The 23,248-nt window shown below is 70.8% G+C and carries 18 protein-coding genes; 5 read left to right on the top strand and 13 right to left on the bottom strand.

What is annotated here, in order from left to right; translation table 11 throughout:
• Positions 1 to 6: 6 nt before the first annotated feature.
• The gene (smc, locus tag G5B31_RS09275; RefSeq protein WP_165016457.1) at positions 7 to 3,462 is read right to left on the bottom strand and encodes a chromosome segregation protein SMC; all 3,456 of its coding nucleotides are present in this window, start codon (positions 3,460 to 3,462) and stop codon (positions 7 to 9) included.
• A gap of 290 nt (positions 3,463 to 3,752) precedes the next feature.
• Here smc and G5B31_RS09280 point away from each other — a divergent pair, with 290 nt between their 5' ends.
• Positions 3,753 to 4,112 (top strand): CidA/LrgA family protein, encoded by a 360-nt coding sequence (locus G5B31_RS09280; RefSeq protein ID WP_165016460.1) that lies wholly within the window; start codon positions 3,753 to 3,755, stop codon positions 4,110 to 4,112.
• Entirely contained in the window at positions 4,105 to 4,818 is a 714-nt protein-coding gene (locus G5B31_RS09285) for an LrgB family protein (protein ID WP_165016463.1), read from the top strand. Before G5B31_RS09280 ends, G5B31_RS09285 begins: the two co-directional genes overlap by 8 nt.
• Here the strand turns inward: G5B31_RS09285 and G5B31_RS09290 are convergent.
• Positions 4,805 to 6,463 (bottom strand): thiamine pyrophosphate-binding protein, encoded by a 1,659-nt coding sequence (locus tag G5B31_RS09290; RefSeq protein ID WP_165016466.1) that lies wholly within the window; start codon positions 6,461 to 6,463, stop codon positions 4,805 to 4,807. The genes G5B31_RS09285 and G5B31_RS09290 overlap by 14 nt on opposite strands.
• A gap of 93 nt (positions 6,464 to 6,556) precedes the next feature.
• Between G5B31_RS09290 and G5B31_RS09295 the strand changes: the two genes are divergently transcribed.
• Positions 6,557 to 7,096 (top strand): NADPH-dependent FMN reductase, encoded by a 540-nt coding sequence (locus G5B31_RS09295; RefSeq protein WP_165016469.1) that lies wholly within the window; start codon positions 6,557 to 6,559, stop codon positions 7,094 to 7,096.
• Between the two features lie 54 nt (positions 7,097 to 7,150).
• On the opposite strand, the gene G5B31_RS09300 is transcribed toward G5B31_RS09295, so the two are convergent.
• From G5B31_RS09300 to G5B31_RS09320, 5 genes are all read right to left on the bottom strand, one after another.
• A complete protein-coding gene (locus G5B31_RS09300; protein WP_165016472.1) occupies positions 7,151 to 9,592 on the bottom strand; it encodes an FAD-dependent oxidoreductase in 2,442 nt (813 codons plus the stop codon).
• Positions 9,585 to 10,463: a phosphotransferase gene (locus G5B31_RS09305; RefSeq protein ID WP_165016475.1), complete on the bottom strand. Its 879-nt coding sequence runs from the start codon at positions 10,461 to 10,463 to the stop codon at positions 9,585 to 9,587. Before G5B31_RS09305 ends, G5B31_RS09300 begins: the two co-directional genes overlap by 8 nt.
• A complete protein-coding gene (locus G5B31_RS09310) occupies positions 10,460 to 12,415 on the bottom strand; it encodes a proline/glycine betaine ABC transporter permease (protein ID WP_240904358.1) in 1,956 nt (651 codons plus the stop codon). Before G5B31_RS09310 ends, G5B31_RS09305 begins: the two co-directional genes overlap by 4 nt.
• On the bottom strand, positions 12,412 to 13,422 hold the full coding sequence (locus tag G5B31_RS09315) for a glycine betaine/L-proline ABC transporter ATP-binding protein (RefSeq protein WP_165016478.1): 1,011 nt from the start codon (positions 13,420 to 13,422) through the stop codon (positions 12,412 to 12,414). Before G5B31_RS09315 ends, G5B31_RS09310 begins: the two co-directional genes overlap by 4 nt.
• Positions 13,423 to 13,498: 76 nt before the next feature.
• Positions 13,499 to 14,437 (bottom strand): ABC transporter substrate-binding protein, encoded by a 939-nt coding sequence (locus G5B31_RS09320; RefSeq protein ID WP_165016481.1) that lies wholly within the window; start codon positions 14,435 to 14,437, stop codon positions 13,499 to 13,501.
• A 180-nt stretch (positions 14,438 to 14,617) separates the two neighbouring features.
• Between G5B31_RS09320 and G5B31_RS09325 the strand changes: the two genes are divergently transcribed.
• A complete protein-coding gene (locus G5B31_RS09325) occupies positions 14,618 to 15,376 on the top strand; it encodes a DeoR/GlpR family DNA-binding transcription regulator (protein WP_165016484.1) in 759 nt (252 codons plus the stop codon).
• Between the two features lie 257 nt (positions 15,377 to 15,633).
• On the opposite strand, the gene G5B31_RS09330 is transcribed toward G5B31_RS09325, so the two are convergent.
• The 6 genes from G5B31_RS09330 to G5B31_RS09355 form a co-directional block, all read right to left on the bottom strand.
• The gene (locus G5B31_RS09330; protein ID WP_165016487.1) at positions 15,634 to 16,131 is read right to left on the bottom strand and encodes an RNA pyrophosphohydrolase; all 498 of its coding nucleotides are present in this window, start codon (positions 16,129 to 16,131) and stop codon (positions 15,634 to 15,636) included.
• Positions 16,132 to 16,135: 4 nt separating this feature from the next.
• On the bottom strand, positions 16,136 to 17,479 hold the full coding sequence (locus G5B31_RS09335; protein WP_165016490.1) for a S41 family peptidase: 1,344 nt from the start codon (positions 17,477 to 17,479) through the stop codon (positions 16,136 to 16,138).
• Between the two features lie 6 nt (positions 17,480 to 17,485).
• A complete protein-coding gene (locus G5B31_RS09340) occupies positions 17,486 to 18,619 on the bottom strand; it encodes a peptidoglycan DD-metalloendopeptidase family protein (protein ID WP_165017145.1) in 1,134 nt (377 codons plus the stop codon).
• Positions 18,619 to 20,142, bottom strand: a complete 1,524-nt coding sequence (gene gpmI / locus G5B31_RS09345; protein WP_165016493.1) for a 2,3-bisphosphoglycerate-independent phosphoglycerate mutase — start codon at positions 20,140 to 20,142, stop codon at positions 18,619 to 18,621. Before gpmI ends, G5B31_RS09340 begins: the two co-directional genes overlap by 1 nt.
• Positions 20,143 to 20,490: 348 nt before the next feature.
• Positions 20,491 to 21,399, bottom strand: coding sequence for a DMT family transporter (locus G5B31_RS09350; protein ID WP_165016496.1), 909 nt, complete (start codon positions 21,397 to 21,399; stop codon positions 20,491 to 20,493).
• Positions 21,396 to 22,280, bottom strand: a complete 885-nt coding sequence (locus tag G5B31_RS09355; RefSeq protein WP_165016499.1) for a DMT family transporter — start codon at positions 22,278 to 22,280, stop codon at positions 21,396 to 21,398. Before G5B31_RS09355 ends, G5B31_RS09350 begins: the two co-directional genes overlap by 4 nt.
• A gap of 108 nt (positions 22,281 to 22,388) precedes the next feature.
• On the opposite strand from G5B31_RS09355, the gene G5B31_RS09360 reads away from it, so the two are divergent.
• Positions 22,389 to 23,024: a LysE family translocator gene (locus G5B31_RS09360; protein ID WP_165016502.1), complete on the top strand. Its 636-nt coding sequence runs from the start codon at positions 22,389 to 22,391 to the stop codon at positions 23,022 to 23,024.
• Positions 23,025 to 23,248: the final 224 nt, after the last annotated feature.

The raw sequence follows: 23,248 nt of genomic DNA on the forward strand, positions 1-23,248 counted from the left end.
GGGTCCTCAGGCCACCAGCGCCTCGGCCTTCTTCAGGTCCACGCTGACCAGTTGGCTGACCCCCTGCTCGGCCATGGTCACCCCGAACAGCCGGTCCATCCGCGCCATGGTCACCGCATGGTGGGTGATCACCAGGAACCGCGTCTCGGTGCGCCGGGTCATCTCGTCCATCATGTCGCAGAAGCGGGTCACGTTGGCGTCGTCCAGGGGCGCGTCCACCTCGTCCAGCACGCAGATCGGCGCCGGGTTGGCCAGGAATACCCCGAAGATCAGCGCCAGCGCGGTCAGGGTCTGCTCGCCGCCCGACAGCAGCGACAGGGTGGCCAGCCGCTTGCCCGGCGGCTGGCACATGATCTCCAGCCCCGCTTCCAAGGGATCGTCGGATTCCACCAGCACCAGCCGGGCCTCGCCACCGCCGAACAGATGGGTGAACAGCTGGCCGAAGTTGGCGTTCACCTGCTCGAAGGCGGTCAGCAGCCGCTCGCGGCCCTCCTTGTTCAGGCCCGCAATCCCGGCGCGCAGCTTCTTCACCGCCTCTTCCAGGTCGGATTTTTCGGACGCCAGGGCGGTATACTCTGCATCCACCGCCCTGGCGTCCTCTTCGGCGCGCAGGTTCACGGCGCCGAGCGCCTCGCGCTGCCGCTTCAACCTCTGCACGTCGCTGTCCAGCGCCTCCGAGCCCGGCATCCGGTCCGGGTCCACCTTCAGGGAGGCCAGCAATTCCTGCGGCGTCCGGTCGCCATCCTCGGCGATCCGCTCCGCCGCCGCCGCCACCGCCTCGCGCGCCGCATCGACCCGCGCCTCGGCCCGGGCCTTGTCTTCGCGGGTCTCCCCGGCCAGCCGCTCCGCCTCACGCTCGGCCATCGCCGCCTCGCGTGAAGTGGCCTCCGCCACCGCAAGGGCCTCGGCAGCAGCCGAACGCCGCGCCTCCGCCGCCTCGATGGCCTCTACCAGGTCCTCGCGCCGGGCGGCGATCTCCTCCGGCGCCTCGCGCGCCTCGGCCAGCTCCTCCTCGGCCTCGGCCCGTCGCTCCGCCAGTTCGGCCGAGCGCCGCTCCGCCGTCTCCAGCCGGTGCTTCCAGCCCGACAGCTCCTTCATCGCCTCCTGCCGCCGCCGCACCCGGGCCTCGCCCTCGCGCCGCACCTCGTCATGGCCCGACCGGCGGGTCAGCATCGCGATCCGCGCCGCCTCGACCGCCACCTTCGCCGCCTCCACCCGGTCGCGCGCCACATCCAGGTCCGGCAGGTCCTTCGCCGCCGCCTCGGCCTCGCGCAGCCGGCCCCGGGCCGCCATCGCCTCGTCCTCGAAGCGCGCCACCGCCAGCCGCGCCGCCTCCAGCTTGCCCCCGGCAAGGGAGCGGTCGGCCTCGGCCCGCGCCGCCGCCCGGTCGGCCTCGGCCAGCCGCTGGTCGGCCGCGCGCCGCGCCTCGCGCGCCTGCTGGTCGGCCCGGGCCAGATCGGCCAGTCGCGCCTGCAGGCTTTCATGCGCCTGCCGCGCCCCGTCCGCCGTCGCCGCCACCTCCTCCAGGTCGCGCTTCAGCTGCACAAGCCGGTTCAATTGCTGCAACCGCAGCGCCGCGGCAGAGGGCGCATCCTCCGCCCCCGCACGGAACCCGTCCCACCGCCAGAGATCGCCCTCCGGACTGACCAGCCGCTGCCCCGGCTGCAGCTCCGGCTGCAACTGAAAACCTTTTTCACGGCTGACGAGGCCGATCTGCGACAGCCGCCGCGCCAGCACCGCCGGGGCCTCGACATGCGCCGCCAAGGGCCCCGCCCCCGCGGGCAGAGGCTGCGGCGCGGCATAGGGCTCCAGCACCCCCCAGCCCGAGCGCACCCCGGCCGCCACCTCCGGCGCCCGCAGGTCGTCGGCCAGCGCCGCGCCGAGCGCCTTCTCGTAGCCCGGCGCCACCACCAGCCGGTCCAAGAGCTGATGCCCCGCCTGCGCCTCGCGCTCCACCAGCCGGGCCAGCGCCTGCACCTCGGCCCGCAGGGCGCTCGCCTCGCCCTCGGCCTCGGACCGCACCGCCCGCGCCTCGGCCTCGCGCAGCTGCGCCTCGGCCCGGGCCTCCTCGGCGCTTGCCAGCGCCTCCTCGGTGCGTTCCACCAGTTCTGCCGCCGCTTCCCGCGCCTCGCCCGCCGCCTCGAAGCCCTCCTCGGCCGCGCGCAGGGCATCCTCCGCCGCCTCCACCGCGCCCCGGGCCCGCTCGGCCTCGCCCTCGGCGCGCTCCAGCGTCACCGCGGTGTCCTGCACCATCCGCGCCGCCGACTGGTGCCGCGCCGCCAGCCGTGCGGCATCCTCGGTCGCCTCGCTGAGCAGGGTCTCGCGGTCCGACAGGATCGCCCCCGCCTCGCGCGCCGCCTCCGCCGCCTCGGCCAGCCGCTCCTCATGGCCCTCATGGGCACGGGCGACCTGCTCGATCTCCCATTCCAGCCGGCCGATCACCTCGCCCGCGTCGCGGTTCAGCCCGGCCTCGCGCTCGATGTCCGCGCCCAGCTGGGCGATCCGCGCCACCAGCGCCTCGATCCGCTGCGCCGCCCGCGTCGCCTCGTCGCCAAGCGCGTCGCGCTGCAACACCAGCCGTTGCAGCACCGCCGCCGCAATCGCCTCTTCCTCGCGCCGCGACGGCAGCACCGCCTCCGCCGCCTCCCGCGCCTTTCCGGCGGTCCGCGCCGCGCCCTCGGCCTGCGCCGCCGCCAGCAGCCGCTCGCGCAAGCTGGCTTCGGCGACACCGCGCGCCTCGTCCGCCTCGCGCCAGCGGCGATAGAGCAGCATCCCCTCGGCCAGTCGCAGTTCCTCGCCGATCTCGCGGTAGCGCGCCGCCTGCTTGGCCTGCCGGTTCAACACCGACAGCTGCTGCGCCAGCTGTTCCAGCACGTCGTCCACTCGCAGCAGGTTCTGCTCCGTCCCCGCCAGCTTCAGCTCCGCCTCGTGCCGCCGGGCATAAAGCCCGCTGATCCCCGCCGCCTCTTCCAGCACCCGCCGGCGCGCCTTCGGCTTGGCGTTGATCAGTTCGGAAATCTGCCCCTGCCGCACCAGCGCCGGGCTGTGCGCCCCGGTCGAGGCATCGGCGAACAGCATCTGCACGTCGCGCGCCCGCACGTCCTTGGAGTTCGCCTTGTAGGCCGACCCCGCATCCCGGGTGATCCGCCGCACGATCTCGATCTGGTCGGCGTCGTTGAACCCGGAAGGCGCCAGCCGGTCCTGGTTGTCGATCACCAGCGAGACTTCGGCAAAGTTCCGCGCCGTCCTCGTGGCAGCGCCGTTGAAGATCACGTCCTCCATGCCGCCGCCGCGCATCGCCGTGGGGCGGTTCTCGCCCATCACCCAGCGCAGCGCCTCCAGCAGGTTGGACTTGCCGCAGCCGTTCGGGCCGACGACACCCGTCAGCCCGTCATGGATCACCAGATCCGTCGGGTCCACGAAGGATTTGAACCCGTTCAGCCTCAGCCGGGTGAACCGCACCTGCCCCTCACGACTCGCAATCGCCCAATCGTCCCGCTTTCGCCCCCCGAGTCAACCGGCCCACCCCAACCCATGGCGAATCTTCGCAGCTTATCCCCAACATCTTGCGGGCAGCCTCTTTCCCGATTCGCACCGCACCTCGGGCGCGGCTTCCCCCGGCGCGGCCCCGCCCTGCCGAATGTCCCGCCGTTTCAACCTGTTGCCGCGGCCCGAACCGCCGCCGGTTGCAAGCGGAGAGAATCCGCCGTCCGATGCTCTTCGGTTCCCCCTGTCGCAAAGGCCTGCCTTGCATGATCCAAGCCCTTCCGATCCTCCTCGGCTTCCAGCTGGCCGGCGAAATCCTCGTCCGCGCGCTGGCGCTGCCCGTTCCCGGCCCCGTCCTCGGCATGATCGGGCTGGCCGTCGCCGTTGCCGCCTCGCCCCGGCTGATGGCGCTGATGCGCCCGCTGGCCGAAGGGGTGCTGGCGCATCTGTCGCTGCTGTTCGTGCCCGCCGGAGTGGGCGTCATCGGCCATCTCCACGCGCTTGGCGCCATGGGGCCGGGGCTGGCGCTGGCGATCCTGATCTCCACCGCCGCCGCCATCGCCGTGGGGGCGCTGATCTTCGTCGCAGTCGCCAAGGCCGTGGGATCGGAGCCCGCCGATGACTGACTTCATCGACATCTGGAGCTACCTGAGCCGCGAGCCGCTGTTGTGGCTGACCGCCACCCTGGCCGCCTATGCCATCGGCGACGCCTGTTTCCGCGCCGCCAACCGGATGCCGCTGGTCAATCCGGTGCTGATCGCCGTCACGCTGCTCGGCACCCTGCTCTGGGCGACCGGCACCCCCTATGCGGACTATTTCGAGGGGGCGCAGTTCGTCCACTTCCTGCTCGGTCCCGCCACCGTGGCGCTGGCGGTGCCGCTGGCGCTGAACCTGCCGCGGCTGAAAAGCGCGCTCTTGCCGGTGATCGCGGCGCTGCTGGCCGGGTCGCTGACGGCCATCGTCACCGCGCTGGCCATCGCCCGGGCTTTCGGAGCGGACCAGGTCCTGCTGGCGACGCTGGCGCCGAAGTCCACCACCGCCCCGGTCGCCATCGGCATCTCCGACTCGCTCGGCGGCTCGCCGACGCTGACCGCGGTGCTGGTGATCCTGACCGGCATCACCGGCGCCGTCATCGCCACGCCGCTCTTGAACCTGCTGCGGCTGACCGACTGGCGCGCCCGCGGCTTCGCCACCGGCACCGCCAGCCACGGCATCGGCACCGCAAGGGCCTTCCAGGTCCACCCGGTCGCCGGGGCCTTCGCCGGCCTCGGCATGGCGCTGAACGCCATCCTGACCGCGCTGATCGCCCCCTGGATACTCAGCCTTTTCTAGCCTGCCCGGCCGCCCGCATCTGTTCCACCGTCATGCTGGTAGACAGCATCGCCGGGTCCAGCCGCAGCTCGATCACCGCCAGCCGGCCTGCCGCCTGCGCCCGGGCGAAGGCGGCCGGAAAGTCCTCCTGCCGCTCGACCGTCTCGCCGTGCCCGCCATAGGCCCGCGCCAGCGCGGCGTAATCCGGGTTGGCCAGATCGGTGCCGGAGACGCGGCCGGGATATTCCCGCTCCTGGTGCATCCGGATCGTGCCGTAGCGGCCGTTGTTCGCCACGATGACGATCACCGCCGCGCCGTGCTGCATGGCGGTGGACATCTCGTTCAGCGTCATCTGGAAGCAGCCGTCGCCCGCCATGCAGACCACCACCTGTTCCGGCCGCGCCAGCTTGGCCGCGATGGCGGCCGGGAAGCCGTAGCCCATCGAGCCGGAAGTCGGCGCCAGCTGCGTCCCGTGCCGGCGGAAACGGTAATAGCGGTGCAGGAAGGCGGCGTAGTTCCCCGCGCCATTGGTCAGGATCGCGTCCTCGGGCAGGTTGGCCGCCAGCCAGCCGACCACCTCCTCCATCCGCACCGCGCCCGGGGTGGCGACCGGCTTCTGCCAGCCCTCATACTCCGCCCGCGCCTCCGCCGCCCATTGGTCCCATGCCTTCGCATTCGGCGGCGTCAGCCCGGCCAGCGCCTTCACCATCGCCGGTGCGGTGGCACAGACTGCGACCTCGGGGCGGAACACCCGGCCGAGTTCCCCGGCATCGGCATGGACATGCACGATCCGCGGCGGGCTTGCCGGGTCCAGGATCTCATATCCCCCGGTGGCGATGTCGCCGAGGCGCGACCCCAGCACCACCAGCAGGTCCGCCGCCTTCAGCCGCGCCGCCAGCTTCGGGTTCATCCCCACCCCCAGGTCGCCGGCATAGGCGCGCGAGACATTGTCCAGCCGGTCCTGCCGCCGGAATGTCACCGCCACCGGCAGGCCCCAGCCTTCGGCAAAAGCCTCCAGTTCCTCGGCGGCCTCGGCCGACCAATGCGGCCCGCCGACCACCAGCAGCGGCTTCTCCGCCCCCCGGATCGCCGCGGCCATCGCCGTCACCTGCGCCTCGGTCACGCCGCCCACCGGGGCGGCAGGGGGCGGCAGGTCCGGGACATCGGCCTCCGACGACAGCATGTCCTCCGGCAGCGCCAGCACCACCGGGCCGGGGCGGCCCGACATCGCCACGTGGAAGGCGCGGGAGATGTATTCCGGCAGCCGCTCCACCTGGTCCACCTCGGCCGCCCATTTGGCGATGGGGCCGAAGGTGGCGCGGTAATCCACCTCCTGGAACGCCTCGCGGTCGCGATGCGCCCGGGCGATCTGGCCGACGAACAGGATCATCGGCGTCGAATCCTGCTTCGCCACATGCACGCCCGCCGCGGCATTGGTCGCCCCCGGCCCGCGGGTGACGAAGGCGATCCCCGGCCGGCCGGTCAGCTTGCCGGTCGCCTCGGCCATCATCGCCGCCCCGCCCTCGTGCCGGCAGACGATGTTCGGGATGCCGCGTTCATACAGCCCGTCCAGCGCCGCCAGGAAACTCTCGCCGGGGACCGAGAACACCCGTTCCACCCCGTAAGCCGCCAGATGATCCGCCAGGATCCGCCCGCCATGCCGCATCGTCACCTCCCTCGCCGCGCGGCGACCCTGCCCCCGGATCGCCGCTTGCACAAGCCCCGGCAGACGCTAGCCTGCGGGCAAACGGAGGTTCCCATGCCCATCCTTCTCGGCATCCCCGGCGCCTTGCGCGCCGGTTCGACCAACCGCCTGCTGCTGGCGCAGGCCCGGCTCTCCTTCGGCGAGGCCCGCCAGGACGAGGCCGACCTGCGCCTGCCGCTCTACGACGGCGACCTGGAGGAGGCCGAGGGCATCCCGGCAGGGGTGCAGCGGCTGGTCGACCAGATCGCGGCGGCGGATGCGGTGGTGATCGCCTGCCCGGAATACAACAAGGCCCCGCCCGGCGTGGTGAAGAACGCGCTGGACTGGGTGAGCCGGGTCAAGGGCAACCCGTGGAAGGACAAGCCGGTCGCCATCGTCTCCGCCGCCGGAGGCCGCGGCGGCGGAGACCGTTCGCAATTTGCCCTGCGGCTGATGCTGACACCCTTCCGCCCCCGCCTGCTGACCGGGCCCGAGGTGCTGGTGGCCGACAGTTCCAACGCCTTCGACGAAGCGGGCCGCCTGAAGGACGCCCGCTACCAGAAGGCGTTGGACGATCTGATGGGCCAGCTTCGCCAGGAAGCCGAACGCCCCTGATCATTTTCTGTCTGAAAGTATCCCACGGGGGTCCGGGGGTGTGAACCCCCGGTCCTACGCCTTCACCCGCGCGCCTTTCGGATCGTAGAGCGGCTCCAGATGCAGCTCCGCCGGCACCCGCTCCGAGGCCACTTCCAGCTCGTAGACGCCCTCGCGCAGGAACCCTTCCGTCACCCCTTCGGGATGCCGCACATAGCCCAGGCCGATGGCGCGGCCCACCGTATGCCCGAACCCGCCCGAGGACAGCCAGCCCACCCGCTGCCCGTCGCGGTAGATCGTCTCCCGCCCCAGCAGCACCACCTCCGGCGCCGCGGTGAAGGTGGCCAGCCGCTTCTTCACCCCGCCGGACAATTGCGCCTCCACCGCCGCCCGGCCGATGAAATCCGCGTTGGATCTCATCTTGCAGGCCCAGGCCAGCCCGGCCTCCACCGGCGTATGGTCCGGCCCGATGTCGGCGCCCCAGGCGCGGTAGCCCTTTTCCAGCCGCAGCGTCTCGATGGCGCGATAACCGGCGTTCACCAGCCCCAGCGGGGCGCCCGCGGCCATCAAGGCCTCGTAGACCGTCACCGCCACCTCGACCGGCATGTGCAGTTCCCACCCCAGCTCGCCGACATAGGTCACCCGCAGCGCCAGCACCGGGCAGTGCGCCACCGAGATCCAGCGCGCGGTGCCGAAGCGGAAGCCCTCGTTCGACAGGTCGTCCGGCGACACGGCGCTCAGGATCGTCCGCGCCTGCGGCCCCATCAGCGACAGCACGGCGTAGCCCGAGGTCACGTCCGACAGTTGGCAATCGCCGGTCAGGTTGCGGGAAATCCAGTCGAAGTCATGGGTGGCGAAGCCGGTGCCGGTGACGATGTGGAACTCGTCCTCCGCCAGCCGGGCCACGGTCAGGTCGCATTCGATGCCGCCCTTGCGGTTCAGCATCTGGGTATAGACCAGCGCCCCCGCCGGCCGGTCGACATTGCCCGCGGCGATCCGGTCCAGGTCGCGCAGCGCCCCCGGCCCCTTCAGCCGGAACTTGGCGAAGGAGGTCTGGTCGATCAGCACCGCCGCCTCTCGCGCCGCCTTGTGCTCTCGCCCAACCGCCGCGAACCAGCCCGGGCGGCCGTAGGAATAGCGGTCCACCGGCTGCTCCCCCGCCGCCAGGTCGGCGAACCAGTTCGGCCGCTCCCACCCCAGCTTTTCGCCGAAGCAGGCCCCCGCCGCCTGCAGATGCGCATAGAGCGGCGAGCGGCGGGTGGGGCGGCAGGACTTCATCTCATCGGCCGGCCAGGCGATGGTGTAGTGCTTGCCATAGGCTTCCATCGTCCGCTGCCGCACCCAGCCGGTGTCGCGGTGGACGCGGCCGAAGCGGCGGATGTCGACGGGCCAGAGGTCGAAGGGCGGCTCCCCCTTCGCCACCCATTCCGCCAGCGCCATCCCCGCCCCGCCGCCCGAAGCGATGCCGAAGGCGTTGAACCCGGCGCCGACGTAGAAATTCCGCAACTCCGGCGCCTCGCCGAGGATGAAGTTGCCGTCGGGAGTAAAGCTCTCCGGCCCGTTCAGCAGCTGCTTCACCCCCGCCGTCGCCAGCGCCGGCACCCGCGCGATGGCGTTCTCCATGAACTGCTCGTAGTGCTCCCAATCGGGGGTCAGGGTCTCGAAATGGAAGCCCTCGGGGATGCCCTCCACCGCCCAGGGCTTCGGGTTGGGCTCGTAGCCGCCCCAGACCAGCCCGCCGACCTCTTCCTTCCAATAGGTCAGCCGGTCCGGGTCGCGCAAAGTCGGCAGGCCGGAAGTGACGCCCTCGATCCTCTCGGTGATCATGTATTGGTGCTCGACGCTGACGAGGGGCACGTTCACCCCCACCGTCCCGGCCAGCACCCGGGTCCATTGCCCGGCGCAGCACACCACCTTCTCGCATTCGATGGTGCCGAAGGGCGTCTCCACCCCGCGGATACGGCCGTCCTCGACGATCACCCGCGTCACCGGCGTGTCCTCGAAGATCCTCACCCCCGCCATCCGGGCGCCCTTCGCCAGCGACTGGGTGATGTCGGACGGGTTGGCCTGCCCATCGGTCGGCAGATAGGCCGCGCCGACCAGATCGTCGATGGTCATCAGCGGCCACAGCTCCTGCGCCTCCTTCGGCGTCAGCAGATGCATCTCCAGCCCGAAGGAATGCGCCGTGGTCGCCTGCCGTTTCACCTCGGTCCACCGCTCGGCGTTGCAGGCCAGCCGCAGCCCGCCGTTCATCTTCCACCCGGTCTGCAGCCCGGTCTCCTGCTCCAGCGTCCGATACAAGGCTACCGAATGGCCCAGAAGCTGGGTGATGTTGGCGCTGGTCCGCAGCTGCCCCACCAGCCCCGCCGCATGGAAGGTGGTGCCCGAGGTCAGCTTCTTCCGCTCCAGCAGCACGGTATCGGTCCAGCCGAGTTTTCCCAGGTGATAGGCCACCGAGCAGCCGACGATGCCGCCGCCGATAATGACCGCCTTCGCGGTGGTGGGAAGCTCAGCCATGACGGTCCTCGAAGGCGGCCAGCGCCGCGCGGTAGGTTTCCAGATTGGTGGCCGTATAGGCCGCGAAGTCGAAGTCGAGGTCGGAATGCAGTTCCGAGACCATCGACCACATCGTCTCCCGCAGGGCCGCCGCCGCCTTCATCGCCCGGTAGCCGCGCCACAGCGCCGGGTCGGGGTCGCGGCCGTGGTAATGGGCAAGCATCCAGCCCTCGTCCTCCGGCGTCAGCCCGTTGTTGGCGGCAAGGCCCCCAAGGTCGAAGAGCGGCGAATTGAAGCCGGCATAGTCCCAGTCGACCAGCCAGAGCCTTTTGCCATCATGCAGGAAGTTCGCCGGCAGCAGGTCGTTGTGGCCGAAGACCAGTTCGACGGGGCCGACCGCCGTTTCCAGCCGCGCGGCATCGGCCAGAAGGCCGGGGAGAAGCGGCAGGTGGCGGCTGCGGCCCTCGGCCAGCGTGGCGGCATAGTCGCGGCAGATGTGGAAGACCCAGAAGGCCAGCACCGGCCCGCGCAGGTGGCGCGGGATCTCCCGATGCGCCCGGGCGACCAGCGCCAGCGCCTGCTCCAGCATCGGCCGCTGGCGCAGGTCCTCGGCGGCCAGCGTCCGGCCGTCGATGAAGCCGATCACCAGCGCGCCGGCTTCGTGGTGCAGCACGGGCGGCGAGACCCCGGCGGCATGGGCGGCCTTCGAGGCCGCAAGCTCGTTGAAGCGCAGGATCTGATGCACCGGAATGTCGTCGCCGATCCGCACCACCGCCCGGCGGGCGCCGTCCTGCACCACGAAGTTGCGGTTGGTGATGCCGCCGCCCAGGGGCTCCACCGAGACCGGCCCGGTCCAGCAGGCCAGTGCCCGCACCCTGTCCTCCGGCGTCATCCCGCGCCCTCCAGCCTTTCCCGTGCCCCCTTCGCCGCCGCGCCGATCAGCCGGTCCGCCAGGATGGCGATGGCGGCGATGGACAGCCCCGCCACCAGCCCGCGGCCGACATCGGCCTTGGTCAGCGCGATATAGACCTCCTGCCCCAGGTCGCGGGTGCCGACCAGCGCGGTGATCACCAGCATCGACAGCGCCAGCAGGATGGTCTGGTTCAGCCCCAGCAGGATCATCGGCACCGCCATCGGCAGCCGTATCTTGCGCAGGATCTGCCCGCGGGTCGCGCCGGAGACCACGCCCGCCTCGATCAGCTCGGCCGGCACGGACCGCAGCCCGTGCGCGGTGTATTTCACCGCCGGCACCAGCGCGAACAGCACCACCGCCACCATGGCGCTGAAGTCGCCGACCCGGAACAGCATCACCACCGGGATCAGGTAGACGAAGCTCGGCAGCGTCTGCAGCGTGTCCACCACCCCGCCGATCCCCCGCCCCGCCGAGGGGCTGGAGGCCGCCCAGATCCCCAGCGGCACCCCGATCGCCATCGCGACCAGCACCGAGATGCCGCAGAGGTAAAGCGTCATCATCGCCTGCTCCCACAGCCCGGTGACGGCGACGAAGAGGCACAGCGCCGCGGCCAGCGCCGAGAGCCGCCAGCCGCCCAACCTCCACCCGGCCAGCGCCAGCACGGCCAGCACGAAGGGCCAGGGCAGGGCGAAGAAGAAGCGCTTCACCGGCAGCATCAGGTGCTCCAGCATCCAGACCCGGAAGGTCTCCAGCTGGTCGAAGTAATTGACGTTGATCCATTCCATCAGGCCCGACCAGAAGCCCTTGGTGGTGACGGTCCAGCCCTTGGGCCAGTCCTGCACCGCCGGAAGGACAAGGCCGAGGAGCCCCGTCGCCAGCGCCACCGCCAGCACCAGCACCAGCCGCGGATGCCGCCTCCACCACGGGCCCTGCAGCGCCTGCCGCCCCCCGGCCCGTTCGGCCAGCGCCTGCCCCAACCGGTCCAGCACCACCGCCAGCGCGGTGATCGCCAGCCCGGCCTCGATCCCGCCGCCGATGTTCAGGCGCCGCAAGGACTCCAGCACATCGGCGCCGAGGCCGCCGGCACCGATCATCGAGGCGATGATGACCATGTTGAGCGACAGCATGATCACCTGGTTCACCCCCACCATCAGGTCGGGCAGCGCCACCGGCAGCATCACCTTGCGCATCCGCTGCCCGGGGGTGCAGCCGGCCATGGCGGCGAAATCCATGATCTCCGCCGGCACCGCCCGCAGCGCCACCAGCGTCACCCGAACCATCGGCGGCATGGCATAGATCACCGTCGCCAGCAGCGCCGCCACCGGGCCGAAGCCGAACAGCACCAGCACCGGCACCAGATAGGCGAAGGTCGGAATGGTCTGCATCAGGTCGAGAAGCGGCATCAGCACCCGCTCCACCGGCTTCCAGCGCCAGCCGGCGATGCCGAGCGCCAGCCCGCCCGCCACCCCCATCGGCACCGCGATGACGATGGAGGCCAGCGTGACCATGGCGCTTTCCCACTGGCCGAACACCGCCAGATAGATCATCAGCGCCCCGGCCAGCAGGCCCAGCATCAGGTCGCGGGCATAGTGCCCCAAAGCGACGGCCGCCACCGTCACCGCCACCCAGCTGAGCGGCGGCACGATGGTCGCCGCGCGGCGGCCCTTGCCCTCGGTGATGCCGTCGACCAGCAGCACCCGCGCCGCCTCGTAGGGCGCCTCGACCACGGCGGCGAAGCCGCGGGTCAGGTCCTTGAAGCTGACCGGGCCGATGGCGGCGCTGTCGGTTAGCCACTTCATCCCGGCGCTGATCCAGCGCGCCATCGGCAGCTGCATCTCCTTCGCCGGCCACATCCAGCCTTCCGGCAGCAGCACCGCCAACACCAGCGCCGCAACCGCCAGCAGCGCCCATATGCCGCGCCAGAGCATCATCCGCCCCGCCCTACCAGCACGGCGATCACCGCAGCGGGCGTGACATGGCCTACCGCCTGCCCGTCGCGCTCCACCGCGAAGGGAGCATTCGCGGCCACCACCTGCTCGGCCACGTCCTCCACCCGTGCGGCGGCGGGCAGGGTTCCGGCGATCCCCTCCGGCACCCCGGCCGCGGCGATCCGGCCCAAGGTCACCACCTTGGCCCGGGCGACATGGGCGGTGAAGGCGCGGACGTAATCGTCGGCGGGGGCCAGCACCAGATCCTCGGGCGAGGCCACCTGCACCAGCGCGCCGTCCTTCATGATGGCGATGCGGTCGGCCAGCCTTATCGCCTCGTCGAAGTCATGGGTGATGAAGACGATGGTCTTCTTCAGCTGGCGCTGGATGCGCAGGAACTCGTCCTGCATCTCGCGCCGGATCAGCGGGTCCAGCGCCGAGAACGGCTCGTCCAGGAACCACAGGTCCGGCTCCACCGCCAGGGATCGCGCGATCCCCACCCGCTGCTGCTGCCCGCCCGACAGCTGGCGGGGGAAATGCCGCTCGCGCCCCTGCAACCCGACCAGCGCCACCACCTCGCGCGCCCGCGCCTCGCGGGCCTCGCGCGCAAGGCCCTGCACCTCCAGCGGGAAGGCGACGTTCTCCAGCACGGTCAGGTGCGGCAAGAGGGCGAAGTTCTGGAACACCATCCCCATCCGGTGCCGCCGGATCTCGATCATCCGGGCCGGGCTGGCCTTCAGCAGGTCCTCGCCGTCATAGAGGATTTCGCCTGATGTCGGCTCCACCAGCCGCGACAGGCAGCGCACCAGCGTGGACTTGCCGGAGCCGGAGAGGCCCATGATGACGAAGATTTCCCCCTCGCCCACCTCCAGCGACACGTCGCGCACCGCACCGACATGGCCGGAGGCGCGGATGGCGTCGAGGTCGGCTCCGGCGGCGGCCAGCCGTTCGGGGTGCGGGCCGTAGACCTTCCACACATGGCGGCAGGCCAGCTTGACGGGTGGCGTCATCTGCATCTTCCGTGATCGGGTCCGGCGGGGCGCAGGAGGACGTGGGGGCTTTCCCGCCCGCGCCCCGCCCCGGGGCCTACTGGGCGATCCAGGCGGACCAGGTGGCCTCGTTCGCGTCCATCCATTCGTCGACCACGTCCTCGATGGACTCGCCGTCCAGGTCGACCTTGGCGATCATCGCACCCATGGTGTCGTTGTCGATGGTGAAGGCCGTCACCGCCGCCGCCGCGCCCGGCCATTTCTCACCGAAGCCCTTCCAGGCCACCTTCCAGATCGGCCCGGTCGGCTTGCCGCAGTCATGGGTGGCATCGGGGTTCGAGCCCCAGGCCGGATCGGTGTAGCAGGCGGGCTCGTAGGGCGGGAAGGCGACCCATTCGCCCTGGAACTTCTGCGGCGCCCAGTGCGGGGCGTAGATCCACAGCAGGATCGGGTCCTGGCGCTGGTAGGCGGCCTCCAGCTCGGCGAACATGGCGGCGTCGGTGCCGGCATGGATCACCTCGTAGTTGAGGTCAAGGGCGGCGATCCGCTCCTCGTCGAAGCCGCCCCAGGTGACCGGCCCGCCCAGATAGCGGCCCTTCGGCGCGGTCTCGGCGGTGGCGAACAGCTCGGCGCAATCGTTCAGCGCGGTCCAGTCCGGCAGGCCGGGGCATTTCTCCTTCATGTAGGAGGGATACCACCATTCCTCGATGGCCTTCATGCCGGTCTCGCCCAGGTTCACCACATTGCCGGTGGCGATGGAGGCGTCCATGGCATCTCGGCCGGTGGTCTCCCACATCTCCATCGCGACATGCAGGTCGCCGGTCTCCAGCCCCGCGAACTGCGCCAGGTAGTCGGCCTGCACCAGTTCCACGTTGTAGCCGGCTTCCTCCAGCACGGCGGCCATCAGGTTGGTGGTGATCAGCTGGCCGGTCCAGTCGTGCAGGGTCAGCTTGATCGGATCGTCGCTTTCCACCTGGGCCAGGGCCGGGGCGGCCAGGGCAAGGGCAAGCGCGGTGGTCAGGAACAAATGCTTCATTCCGCAATCCTCTGCTGTTGGGTGATCGGCCCGCCGTTGCCCGGCAGTGCCCCTTGCCGCGAAGGCTGCGGCCGAATCCCCGGCCCTGTCAAAACATTTGTGGGATTTTGTGGGTTCCTGTTGGATTTCCGTGGATTGCCACGCTATATGCCTGCGAAATCAACGGAGGCCCTGTCCGCCATGCTGTCCAGCCCGCGCGAAGCCGCCATCCTCCAGTTGCTGCAGGAAACCGGCTCGGCCCGGATCGACGCGCTGGCCGCCCGGCTGGGGGTGACGGACGAGACCATCCGCAGGAACGTCAAGCGGTTGCAGGCGCAAGGCATGGTGACCCGGGTGCATGGCGGCGTGCATCTGAAAGACTGGGGGCCGGAGCCCAGCTTCGCGCAGAGGATGGTGCAGAACCCCGGGCCGAAGCGCCGCATCGCCGAGGCGGTGGCACGGATGCTGCCGGACGGCGCCTCGCTCTTCCTCGACGTGGGCTCGACCACCGCCTATGTGGCGCAGGCGCTGCGGGTGCGGCGCGAGCTGCTGGTGGTGACCAATTCGCTGGCGGTGGCGCAGGCGCTGACCGGGGTGAACGGCAACCAGGTCTTCATGGCGGGGGGCGAGCTGCGCAGCCATGACGGCGGCGCCTTCGGGGCCGGGGCGCTGGCCTTCGTGCAGCAGTTCCGCGTCAGCTACGCCGTGCTGTCGGTCGCCGCCATCGCCGCGCCCGCCGGCTTCCTGTTGCAGGACCTGCGCGAGGCCGAATTCTCCCGCGCGATCATCGACCGGGCCGAGGAGACCATCGTCGCCGCCGACGCCTCGAAATTCGGCCGCTCCGCCCCGATCGCCATCGCCCCGCCCGACCGCTTCGCGCAACTGGTCACCGACCAGCCGCCGGAGGGCGACCTGGCCGCCCTGCTGACCGTCCACGGCACCAGGGTGACGCTGGCCTGATCCGGCATCCGATTGCGCGGCTGCCGCCGCATTCCTTTCGTTGCGGCTGGCGGAGTTCCTTATGGCCGCTGTCGACTGATGGGGGCATTCTGCCCCCAAACCCCCTGAGGATATTTGGAGCAGGTGAATTTGAAGAAGACCTCTTCTCCATTTCACCTGCCCCCAAATATCCCCGCCGGAGGCAAAACCCCGAGCCGGTTGCGCGCTTGCGCGCAGAGGCGAGACAAAAGGCTTGCGGCGAAGCCGCACAATTTCCTTCAGGCGAGATAGGCGCGGAAGCTGCGGACGACCTCTTCGTAGACCGCGCGCTTGAAGGGGACGATGGCGGCGATCATCTCGTCCACGTCGATCCAGCGCCAGCTCTCGAATTCGGGATGATCGGTGTCGATGCGGATCTGATCGTCGGTTCCGGTGAAGCGGAACAGGAACCACTTCTGCCTTTGCCCGCCGTATTTGCCGCCCCAGACCTTGCCCAGAAGCTCGGGCGGCAGGTCGTAGGTGACCCAGCCGTGGGTCTTGCCGACGAAGTCCACCAGGTCGCGGGTGACGCCGGTCTCCTCCCACAGCTCGCGGTAGGCGGCCTCGCGCGGCTTCTCGCCGTCGTCGATGCCGCCCTGGGGCATCTGCCAGGCCGGCACCGGGCTGTCCTTGCGCTGGCCGGCGAAGACCAGGCCGTCGCGGTTGACCAGCATCACCCCCACGCAGGGGCGGTAAGGCAGGCCGCCGGGGCCCTTCGGATCCCTCCCCTCCGCCATCGGCTCAGGGCGTCGCCATGGCGATGGTCGACAGGCCCTTCAGGATGTCGACGGCATAGGCCAGCTGGTAATCCTCGTCGCGCAGCTTGGCGGCGTCCTCGGCCTTGGTCTGCTCTTCCTGATACAGCTTCTTCTCGTCCTCGGTCATCGAGTCGTTGGTGATCGCGCCGCGCAGGTCGGCCTCGGAGGTGAGCCGGCGCTCCTCCTTCGCCGCATCGGCCGCCGCCGGATCCACAGGTTTCGACGGCTGCTGCACCACGATGTCGGGCGAGATGCCGAGCGCCTGGATCGACCGGCCCGAGGGGGTGTAGTAGCGCGCCGTGGTCAGCCGCATCGCCCCGTCGCCCTTCAGCGGGATCAGCTGCTGGACCGAGCCCTTGCCGAAGCTCTTGGTCCCCACCACGATCGCCCGGCGGTGGTCCTGCAAGGCCCCCGTCACGATCTCGGAGGCGGAGGCCGAGCCGCCGTTGATCAGCACCACCACCGGCTTGCCGCCGATCAGGTCGCCCGGGGTGGCGTTGTAGCGCTCGTCGTCCTGCGGGTTGCGGCCGCGGGTCGAGACGATCTCGCCGGTCTCCAGGAAGGCGTCGGAGACCGAGATCGCCTCGTTCAGAAGACCGCCCGGGTTGTTGCGCAGGTCGATGACCACGCCTTCCAGATTCTCGATCCCGCCCAGTTCGTCGATGCCCTTCTGCAGCTCGGCCTTCAGCCCGGGGGTGGTCTGGTCGTTGAAGGTGGTGACGCGCAGCACCACCGCCTTGCCGACCACCCGGCCCTTGACCGCCGTCAGCTTGATGGTGTCGCGGATGATCGACACGTCGAAGGGCTCGGCCGTGCCCTTGCGGACCACGGTAATGATGATCTCGGACCCGACCGGGCCGCGCATCAGGTCCACCGCCTGGTCCAGCATCAGGCCCGAGATGGATTCGCCGTTCACATGGGTGATATAGTCTCCGGCCTGAATGCCCGCATCCGCCGCCGGGGTGCCGTCCATCGGCGAGATCACCTTGACGAAGCCCTCTTCCTGGGTGACCTCGATCCCCAGGCCGCCGAATTCGCCCTTGGTCTGGACCTGCATGTCCTCGAAGTCCTTGGCGGACAGATAGCTGGAATGCGGGTCGAGCGAGGTGAGCATCCCGTTGATCGCCGCCTCGACCAGCTTGTCGGTCTCGACGGGTTCCACATACTGGGCGCGGATACGCTCGAAGATATCGCCGAACAGGTCCAGCTGCTCGTAGACGCTGCTGTCATGGGCGGCGTTCTGCGCGATCAGCGGCCCGGCCACCTGCGTGGTGAACAGCGCCCCGGCCAGGGTGCCGCCCGCCGCGGCAAGGATCAGCTTCTTCATCGTCTCTCACTCTCCTGTCGCGGCGGTGGCGGCGAACCACGGCATCGGGTTCACCGGCTCTGCGCCCTGTCTCAGTTCCAAGTAAAGCGTTTCCGTCCCCTGCGCGCCAGAGCCATCCTGGCCGCCCGTGGTGAATTCCGTGCCGTCGCCCGTGTCCTGCACGCCGCCGCCCATCAGGCCGAGCGGCGCCCCGGCGGCGACCACTTCTCCGACCTCGCCATATAGGCTGTCGAGCCCGGCGAGAACGAGAAGATAGCCGTCGCCCGGCTCCAGCACGATCACATTTCCGTAGTCGAGCAGCGGGCCGAGGTAGCGGATCGTCGCCGGCCAGGGCGCGGTGACAAGCGCCCTTGGCCTTGTGGCCAGCGTCAGGCCGGGGCGGCGGACGCCGGCCGCATCGGCCTCGCCCGGGCGGCGCAGGATGGCGCCGAAGACCGGCAGCGGCAGCGTGGCCTTCGCGGTGGCGAAGCTGGAACCCGCGTCGGGATCGTCGGTGACGGCAAGGCCGGCAGCAAAGGCCTCCAGCGTGTCGGCGGATTCCAAGAGGCCCTTCAGCACCTCCGGGTCCTCGGTGAAGCGTTTCGGCAGGTCGGTGCGGTCCGAGATCGCCTGGCTCAGCGCCGCCCGCGCCTCTTGCGCCGCCTTCAGTCCCTCGGCCAGGGTTTGGCCCGCCGCGGTCTGCAGGGCGCGCAGCTCGGCCAGTTCGGTCAGTTCCGCCTTCAGCTGGTCGGCCTCGGCCTGCAGGGCCGGGGTGACCTCGGCCAGGATCATCCCCGATCGCGCCGTGCCCAGCGGGCCGTCGGGATGCAGGAGCAGAAGCGGCCCCGGCTCGGCTTCCATCCGCGCCAGCACGCCGAGCAACTGGCCGATCTGGTCGCGCTTGGCGTTGAAGCTCAGCTCCAGCGTGGCCTCGCGCAGTTCCGCCTGCCGCAGCGCCTCGCGCAGGGCGGCAAGACCCTCCTCATAGGCGCGAATGGTCTTGGTCAGCGCGGCCACCCGGTCGCGGGCCTTGGTCGCCGTCTCCAGCGCCTGCACCGCCTCGGCCAGCGAGGCCGAGGCCGCGGCGGCCTGGTCGGCCACCGTCCCGGCCCGGGCGGCGGGGGCGGTCAGCAGAAGCGCAAGGAGGGCGGCGCGCAGGATCATGCCAGCAGGCTTTTCCCGGTCATCTCCGCCGGCTGGGGCAGACCCATCAGCGCCAGCAGCGTCGGCGCCAGGTCGGAAAGCCGCCCGCCGTCACGCAAGCGCGCGCCCCCCGGCCCGCCGACCAGGATCACCGGCACCGGGCTGAGCGTATGGGCGGTATGCGGGCCGCCCGTCACCGGGTCCACCATCACCTCGCAATTCCCATGGTCGGCGCAGATCACCATCGCGCCGCCCGCCTTCTCCAGCGCCGCCACGGCGCGGGCCAGCCCGGCATCCACCGCCTCCACCGCCTTGATGGCGGCGGGCAGGCTGCCGGTGTGGCCCACCATGTCGGGGTTGGCGTAGTTCACCACGATCAGGTCGTAGCCCGCCTCGATGGCCTGCACGAAACGGTCGCTGACCTCCGGCGCCGACATCTCCGGTCGCAGGTCGTAGGTCGCCACCTTAGGAGATTGCGGCATGAAGCGGTCCTCGCCCGGAAAGGGCGCCTCGCGGCCGCCGTTCAGGAAGAAGGTGACATGGGGATATTTCTCGGTCTCCGCCAGCCGGAACTGCCGCAGCCCCTGCTTCGCCACCCATTCGCCCAGCGTGTTCACGATGTCCTGCTTGGGGAACATCGTGGTCATGTAGGCATCGTGCGCCGCGGAGTAGTCCACCATCCCCAGCCGCGCCGCCAGCTGCGGGCGGGGGCTGGTGGCGAAGGCGGCGAAGCCCGGGTCGCCGATGGCGGCAAGGATCTCGCGCGCGCGGTCGGCGCGGAAGTTCAGGAAGAACAGGCCGTCGCCGTCCTTCATCCCGGCATAATCGCCGATCACCGTGGCCGGGATGAATTCGTCCGTGATCTCCCTGGCATAGGACTGCGCGACGGCCTGCTGCGCGCTGTCCGCGCGGGCCTGCCCCCGGCCCTGCACCATGGCGGCATAGGCCAGCGCCACCCGCTCCCAGCGGTTGTCGCGGTCCATGGCGAAGTAGCGGCCGGTGACGGTGACGATCCGGGCGCCGGGGGGGAGCGCGGCCTCCACCTCGGCCAGCTGGCTGGCGGCGGAGGCGGGGGCGACGTCGCGGCCGTCGGTGATCGCGTGGATCGCCACCGGCACGCCCTCGGCGGCGATGATGCGGGCGGCTTCCAAGAGATGCGCCTGATGGGCATGGACCCCGCCGGGCGAGGTCAGCCCGGCCAGATGCGCGGTGCCGCGGCTGGCCTGGAGCGACGCGATGAACTCGCGCAGGGCGGGGACAGTGGCGAAGGAGCCCTCCTCGATGGCGAGGTCGATCTGGCCGAGGTCCATCGCCACCACCCGGCCGGCGCCGATGTTGGTATGGCCGACCTCGGAATTGCCCATCTGGCCGGTGGGCAGGCCGACATCGGGGCCGAAGGTGGTCAGGGTGGAATGCGGGCAGGTCGCCCAGAGCCGGTTGAAGGTGGGGACCCGCGCCTGCGCCGGGGCGCTGGCGGCCGGGTCCGGGCCGATGCCCCAGCCGTCGAGGATGCACAGGACGACGGGTCTCGGGGCGGGCATGGGCATCTCCTTGGCGGCCTCGGCCCGGGTTTTACGCCCCCCGCGCCGCGGCGGCAACCTGCGGCATCCGTCCTCGCGCTCGTCGGCAGGAAAGGACATCCGGCCGGGCGGGAGAAGGCGAGGCTCTGCCTCGCCCCCGCCCGTGCACAACGCATCAACCGGAGACGGTGGCGGCACGAGACCCCGAGAGGCCAGCGCCCGACCCGGCGGGCGAGAAGCGCCCGCCGAGGGCGGGGCGGGCGCTGGCCGGGCCATTGAGGCCCGGCCGGTCCCGGTTGAAACGGCGCGCCGTGGCGAAGGCACGCGCCTTCGCCATGGAAGCCGCGGAACGGCGGGGTGAACCCCGCCCTACGGCCGACCGGCAGCCCGCCACTCGGCCTCCTTCTCGCGCACCCGCTGGCGCCAGAGCGTGAAGACCCCTGCCGCGACCACCACCGCGGCGCCGATCACCACGTTCAGCCGCAGCACCTCGCCGAAGACCAAAAGCCCGATCGCCGCCACCCCGACCAGCTGGATATAGGCGAAGGGCTGGATCGCCGAGGCCTCGGCCAGCGCATAGGCCCGGATCAGCGTGTAGTGCCCCAGCAGCGCCGTGCAGCACAGCACCGCCATCAGCATCTGGTCCTGCCCGGTCATCGGCTGCCAGTGCATCAGCCCGAAGGGCGTGATCGCCGCGGCGCAGACCACCCCGGTCCAGAAGAAGCTTACAAGCGCGCTGTCGCCCCGCGCCACATAGCGGGTCAGCAGGTTGTAGAGCGCATAGAGCAAGGCCCCCGCCAGCGGCACCAGCGCCCAGACCGACAGCACCCCCGCCCCCGGCTGCAGGATGATCAGCACACCGACGAAGCCGGCCCCTATGGCCGCCCAGCGCCGCCAGCCCACATTCTCGCCCAGCACCGGGCCGGACAGCGCCGCGACCAGCAGCGGATAGATGGTGAAGACCGCATGGCTCTCGATCAGGCCCAGCTTCGTGAAAGCGAAGACCATCACGCAGATCTCGAAGACCAGGATCACCCCGCGCGCCAGTTGCAGCAGCGGGAACTCGGTCCGCACCGAGCCCCTTATGCCGCCCGGCGCCCGCAGCGCCAGCACGAGGACGAAGGCGGCGAAGGCCCAGAAGCGGATCGCCACCACCATCCAGACATTGTAGGTCTCGGCCAGGTGGCGCGAGATGCCGTCCTGCGCGGCGAAGATCAGGCTGGTGAAGATCATCAGCCAGATGCCCGCCCGCATGTTCTGCGGCGTCGCCTGCCTCATCTGCCCCGCCTTTCCTGCGCCAGCGCGAACAGCCCCGCGGCGACGATGATGCCGGTGCCCAGCGCCACCGGCAGCGACAGCCTTTCGCCATAGACCGTCAGCCCGATCAGGGTGACGAAGACGATCTGCAGATAGGCATAGGGCTGGACCCGCGCCGCCTCCACCTGCTCGTAGCATTTCAGCAGAAGCCAGTGGGAGAAGATCGACAGCCCGCTGTAGACCGCCAGCGGCAGGATGTGCTCCGCCGCCACCGGCTCCAGGTTCGGCAGGCCGAGGGCGGTCATCAGCACGGCGCCCACCACGCCGGGCCAGAACAGCGAGGGGAAGGTCGGCTCCGCCCGCGTGGTCATCCGGGTCAGCACCGAATAGAGCGCGAAGAGGAAGGCCGAGCCCATCGGCAGCAGCGCCGCCCAGCTGAACACGCCCATCCCCGGCCGCAGGATCACCAGCACGCCCAGCATCCCCGCCGCCACCGCCGCCCAGCGCTGCCAGCTGAGCCTTTCGCCCAGCACCGGCCCGGACAGCGCCACCACCACGAGCGGGCAGATGGCGAAGATCGCATGGCTCTCGATCAGGCCGATCAGGGTATAGCCCCAGACGATCAGACAGATCTCCGCCACCAGCAGCGCGCCGCGCAGCACATGCGCCGGCAGCCGCGAGGACCGGACCGCCGCCCGCGCGCCCTCGGGCCGCCGCAGCGCCAGGAGGACGACGAAGCCGGCGAAGGCCCAGTAGCGGATCATCACCACCATCAAGGTGTTGTATTCCCCGGCCAGCCCGCGGCTGAAGCCGTCCTGCGCCGCGAAGGTGGCGACGGCCGCGACCATCAGCAGGATGCCGAGGCGCGGGTTCTTCGAGGCGGCGGGGGCGACGATCGACATGATGCCGCCCGATACCATGCCGCAGGGGCAGGCGGAAGGGCGGCCCGCGGAGGCGGATTGCACCGCCGCGGCCTTCGGTTATGGTGCGCGCCGAAGGGGGACCCGGACATGCTGGCATCGCTTCTGGCCTATTCCGCCGCGCTCGGCCTCGCGGCGGCGATTCCCGGCCCGGGGGTGGCCGCGCTGGTCGGGCAATCCATGGGCGGCGGGTTGCGGGCGGCGCTGTTCCTGCTGGCCGGGATCGCGCTCGGCGACGTGATCTACCTGACCGTCGCCGTGGCGGGACTGTCCGCCATAGCCCAGACCTTCTCCGGCGTGTTCCTGGCGGTGAAGCTGCTCGGCGGGCTTTACCTGATCTACCTGGCGGTGAAACTCTGGACCAGCCGCGCCGGGGTGACCGAGGCCGGGAACGGGCAGAGGCGCAGCGGCCTCGGCGCCTTCCTCAGCGGGTTCTCCGTCACCATGGGCAATCCCAAGACGATCATCTTCTACCTCGCCCTGCTGCCGACGGTGCTGGACCTGCACAGCGTTGGCCCGGCCGAATGGGCGCTGCTGGCGGCGGTGACGGTCTGCGTCCTCTTCGCCACGCTGACGCCCTATGCGGTGCTGGCCGCCCGCGCCCGCAGCATGATGAAACGCCCCGCCGCGGTGGCCCGGCTGAACCGGCTGGCGGCAGGGATCATCGGCGGGACGGGTGCGCTGATCCTGGGGCAGGCGGCCGTGGCGGTGGCGCGGCGGGGGTGAGGATACGGCCTTCGTCTGTGCCCGAAGCCCGGTCCGGGCGGGATCAGGCGAGGCATTGCCTCGCCCCCGCCCGTGCGGGACGGTTGCACCCGGAAACACCGGCAGCCCTGAACCCCGAGAGGCCAGCGCCCGACCCGGCGGGCGAGAAGCGCCCGCCGAGGGCGGGTCGGGCGCTGGCCGGGCCATTGAGGCCCGGCCGGTCCAGCTGAAACGGTGCGCTATGG

The sequence above is a fragment of the Rhodobacter sp. SGA-6-6 genome, assembly GCF_011043545.1.
Lineage (GTDB): Bacteria > Pseudomonadota > Alphaproteobacteria > Rhodobacterales > Rhodobacteraceae > Pseudogemmobacter.